Here is a 5,189-nt window from a genome sequence, read left to right as displayed (position 1 = left end):
TGCTAGAACTATACTTAGAAATACTCTTTTCATAATTTTTATTCTAATCTTATTTTTAGTTAATTTTCTTCTTCCGTTTCGCCTTCTTCTTCAGTATCATCTGCCTCAGGAGTAGTATCTGCTTCTACTTCTTCACCGTCAGTAACTACTACATCTGTTAAATCTACTGTTTCTTCTTCATCTTCTTCGTGATCAATTTTAGTAACTGACGCAATTTCGTCATCACCTTTTAACGAGATCAAACGAACCCCTTGTGTGGCACGGCCCATTACCCTTAATGCTGATACCGGAATTCTGATTACAATACCTGAACGGTTAATGATCATCAAATCTTCGCTATCTGTAACGTCTTTTATTGAAACTAATTGTCCCGTTTTTTCAGTAACATTAATTGTTTTTACCCCTTTACCACCACGGTTAGTTACACGGTAATCTTCAATATCGGTACGTTTACCGTATCCTTTTTCTGATACTACTAACACTGTAACTTCAGGATTGTTTACAGCAATCATGCCAACAACTTCATCCTGATCGTGTGCAAGCCTAACACCGCGTACGCCAGTAGCTGTTCTACCCATCGGACGAACCGTACTTTCGTTGAAACGGATTGCTCTACCAGAACGTAATGCCATTACAATTTCGCTTTGTCCGTTAGTTAAACAAGCTTCCAATAATACATCACCATCATTAATATTGATGGCATTAATACCATTTACACGTGGACGTGAATAGGCTTCAAGAGAAGTTTTCTTAATGGTACCTTTTTTAGTACACATAATAATGAAATTGTTCTCTAAATATTCCTGATCTTTCAGGTTTTTAACCTTAATGTAGGCTTTAATTTTTTCCTCTTTCGGGATATTGATAATATTCTGGATCGCTCTTCCTTTACTGGTTCGTGAACCTTCTGGAATTTCGTAAACCCTCAACCAGAAACACCTTCCGGCTTCGGTAAAGAACAGCATATAATTGTGGTTTGTGGCCACAAGCATGTGTTCAATAAAATCTTCGTTTCTTGAGTTACTGCCTTTAGATCCTTTTCCGCCTCTACCCTGTGCTCTAAATTCGGTTGCCGGCGTACGTTTTACGTAACCTTCGTGAGAGATGGTGATTACCACTTCTTCATCATCGATGAAATCTTCCATGCTCATGTCTTCGGCTGAGTGAACGATAGTTGTTCTACGCTCATCACCAAATTTCTGACGGATTTCTGCTAACTCATCTTTGATGATCTGCATACGCAAACCTTCATCTGCTAAGATAGATTTTAAATGCTCGATGGTTTTCATTAACTCTGCATACTCTTCTTTGATCTTATCGCGCTCTAGTCCTGTTAAACGACGAAGCGTCATATCCAAAATCGCACGTGCCTGAAGATCGCTCAGTCCGAATTTTTCCATCAAGCCTAAACGGGCATCTTCAGGGGTTTCGGAAGCACGGATTAATTTAATTACTTCATCTAAATGATCTAAAGCAATTAAATAACCTTCTAAAATGTGTGCGCGTTTTTCGGCTTCTGCCAATTCGTAACGGGTACGGCGAACAATCACATCATGGCGGTGATCCACAAAATGCACAATCAAATCTTTAAGATTTAACATTTGTGGACGGCCTTTTACCAATGCAATGTTATTTACACTGAAAGAAGTTTGTAATGCGGTATATTTATATAAGTTGTTTAAAACGATAGAAGCATTTGCATCACGTTTAATTTCATAAACGATGCGGATACCATCTTTGTTCGATTCGTCTTTAATATTCGAAATGCCTTCAAGTTTTTTCTCGCCAACCAATTCAGCAGTACGCTCAATCATCTGTGCTTTGTTAACCTGGTAAGGGATTTCGGTAACAATAATTACCTCGCGGTCTTTAATATTCTCGATTTCGGCTTTTGCACGCATTACAATACGACCACGACCTGTTTCGAAAGCTTCTTTTACCCCCGTATAACCATAAATAATACCACCGGTAGGGAAATCCGGAGCTTTTACAAACTTCATCAATTCCTCGATCGTAATATCTCTATTATCGATATAGCTTACCACACCATCAATTACTTCGGTTAAGTTGTGAGGTGCCATATTGGTGGCCATACCTACCGCAATACCAGAAGATCCGTTAACCAATAAGTTCGGGATTTTTGCAGGTAAAACGGTTGGTTCTTGTAAGGTATCATCAAAGTTTAACTGAAAATCTACAGTATCTTTATTGATATCAGCAAGCATTTCTTCGGCTATTTTCGAAAAACGTGCCTCAGTATAACGCATTGCAGCCGGAGAGTCACCATCAATGTGACCAAAGTTTCCTTGTCCATCAACCATTGGGTAACGTAAGCTCCAATCCTGAGCCATACGAACCATAGTAAAGTATACAGATGCATCACCATGTGGGTGATACTTACCTAAAACCTCCCCTACAATACGGGCAGATTTTTTATGTGGTTTATTACTGGTTACACCAAGATCGAGCATACCATATAAAACACGGCGGTGTACCGGTTTCAATCCATCACGTACATCAGGCAAAGCCCTCGATACGATTACCGACATTGAGTAATCAATGTAGGCCGATTTCATCTGCTCCTCTATATTAATTTGAATGATTTTGTCGTTCTGCTGATTTTCTAAATCTTCTGCCATAAATTATTATTCTCGCTACTTAAAACGATATTAAAAAGGGTATTACTATAACCTTGCGAATTTAACAAAATTTAGCCGAATTAAGGCATTGTGGAAAAGTTTTGACCTTTGTTATAGGTTTTTTATTCCCAATGGGATTTTAATTTATTGAGGGCCAGTTTAACGAGTTTTACAGCATTTGCAAAAAAATGGGTTGAAAGTTTTTTTGAAAATGTGAGGTTCTATTTCAGTGGCGGTCTGTAGTCCTGCTACCGCTGCAAGTCCTCGTTCGTACCTCATTGTGGGTTTTCCGCTATATCAGGTTTATATACAGAGGACAGTATTTCATATTTGGACCTAAACCTCGCAAGATTCAAAAACCTACGAGGTTTGTAGAGAACTAAAATTTACAATCTTAACTAATTCTGATACTTTTGCGTTTCAAATTACATATAATGGCAAACGGAAAGAAATCTGCAATGAGTTTTATTATGGTTACCCTCCTGATCGATTTTACGGGTTTTGGGTTGATCATTCCGGTTTTACCAAAACTTATTCAGGATTTCACTGGCGGTGGCTTTGGTTTAGCGGCAGAATATGGTGGCTGGCTCACCCTTGCATATGCATCAGTACAATTTATATTCTCTCCAATTATCGGTGCAATGAGCGATCGGTACGGACGAAGACCGGTATTATTAAGCTCTTTGTTCGGTTTAGGTATCGATTACATCTTTCTAGCTTTCGCCCCTTCTATTGTTTGGTTATTTGTAGGAAGGATTATTGCAGGAATAACAGGCGCAAGTTTTACAACCGCACAAGCATACATTGCTGATGTTTCTCCTCCAGAAAAAAGAGCGCAAAATTTCGGCCTGGTTGGTGCAGCATTTGGTGTTGGATTTATCTTAGGTCCGGTTTTAGGTGGGGCTTTCAGCCATTTTGGTACCCGGGTTCCTTTTATGATTGCTGCAGGTTTATCTTTAATTAACTGGCTTTACGGTTATTTTATACTGCCAGAATCTTTACCTGTTGAAAAACGCAGGGCTTTTGACTGGAAAAGGGCAAATCCAATCGGTTCGTTGTTAAGCATTGGCAAATACCCTGCATTATTGGGCTTAATGGCTACCTTATTCTTACTATACTTTGCCAGTCACGCTGTTCAATCCAACTGGACATTTTATACCATGGAGAAATTTAAATGGGATGCTGCATGGGTAGGCTATTCATTAGGTTTTGTGGGTTTGGTTGTGGGCCTTGTTCAAGGTGGTTTAATAAGGGTGATCCTTCCTAAAATCGGAGAAAAGAAAGCGGTTTACTTTGGTCTTATTTTATACATCATAGGCTTCATAGCTTTTGCTTTTGCAAGCAAGGGCTGGATGATGTTTGCTTTTATGCTTCCTTATGGTTTAGCCGGAATCTGCGGACCGGCCATGCAGGGCTTGATTTCGAATCAGGTACCTTCGAATGCACAAGGTGAAATGCAGGGTGTTTTAACAGGTTTACAAAGTTTAGCGGCCATATTTGCCCCTTGGGTAATGACACATATATTTGCTTATTTTATCGAAGGCAAGGCTCCGGTTTATTTTCCGGGCGCACCATTTATATTGAGTGCGGTGTTAACTTTAATCGGATTGTTTATCTGTTTAAGGAGCTTGAAGAAATACCATTAGTAAGCCTTAAACGCGGTCATCGTTGACTGAAGTAGACGCAACCCAAAAACCTACCCTGTTTGAATGAAGTCCCTGAAACAAGTTCAGGGTGACGCAACCATTGTAGTCCTTTTCTGTAGATGAACGGGAAAAAAAGCTTAAAGCAACTCATTAGCCAAATTAGCCAACTCGCTCCTCTCGCCTTTATGTAAGGTAATATGGGCATACAGCGGGTGGTTTTTAGCGTTTTCGATTAAATAAGACAGGCCATTACTTTCAGAATCTAGGTATGGCGTATCAATCTGATAAATATCGCCTGTGAAAACTATTTTGGTATGTTCGCCCGCCCTCGAAATTATCGTTTTCACTTCATGGGGTGTTAAATTCTGTGCCTCATCAATAATAAAGAAAATTTTGGTGAGGGTTCTTCCCCGGATAAAAGCCAATGGCGCAATCGCTATTTTTTCGGTTATAATCAGTTCATCAATCTTTTCCGACATTTTATCATCGCCGATAAACTGCTCTTTAATAAACCGCAGATTATCCCAAATGGGTGCCATAAAAGGATCAGTTTTCGATTTTGCATCGCCTGGTAAGAAACCGATGTCTTTATTGCTCAGGGAAACAATCGGTCGCGTTACATAAATCTGTCTAAAGTTTTTACGCTGTTCTAAAGCGCTTGCCAAAGCCAATAGCGTTTTACCTGTTCCGGCATTCCCTTGTATGCTCACCAGCTTAATTTCAGGATCTAAAAGTGCATGAATGGCAAATGCCTGTTCAATATTTTTAGGTTTGATTTTAAATATAGGATCAGTAGAAACTGCAGAAATTGTTTTTAAACTGTTGTTATAAAATACATTTGCTGTTTTTCTCTTATTCCTTAAAATATAAAAGTGATTGCCATTTTTAGGTGGCAGTTCTACTT

Annotated in this window: 3 protein-coding genes; 1 reads left to right on the top strand and 2 read right to left on the bottom strand. The window is 39.2% G+C overall.

The features are described 5' to 3' along the window. Nucleotides 1–59 precede the first annotated feature (59 nt). Nucleotides 60–2,639 carry a DNA gyrase subunit A gene (gene gyrA, locus AC1DPQ_RS16890; protein ID WP_477583298.1) on the bottom strand — a complete coding sequence of 860 codons (2,580 nt, stop codon included), beginning with the start codon at nt 2,637–2,639 and terminating at the stop codon, nt 60–62. A 434-nt stretch (nt 2,640–3,073) separates the two neighbouring features. Between gyrA and AC1DPQ_RS16885 the strand changes: the two genes are divergently transcribed. After that, the gene (locus AC1DPQ_RS16885; protein WP_230149915.1) at nt 3,074–4,285 is read left to right on the top strand and encodes a TCR/Tet family MFS transporter; all 1,212 of its coding nucleotides are present in this window, start codon (nt 3,074–3,076) and stop codon (nt 4,283–4,285) included. 137 nt (nt 4,286–4,422) lie between these two features. Here AC1DPQ_RS16885 and AC1DPQ_RS16880 read toward each other — a convergent pair. Next, nucleotides 4,423–5,189 (bottom strand): PhoH family protein (locus AC1DPQ_RS16880; protein WP_477610317.1); only part of this gene is annotated, 767 nt, incomplete at its 5' end.

Source organism: Pedobacter sp. 01T416_2, from assembly GCF_056398925.1.
Note: the sequence above shows the minus strand (reverse complement) of the source record. Positions and strands in the feature narration are given on the sequence as shown.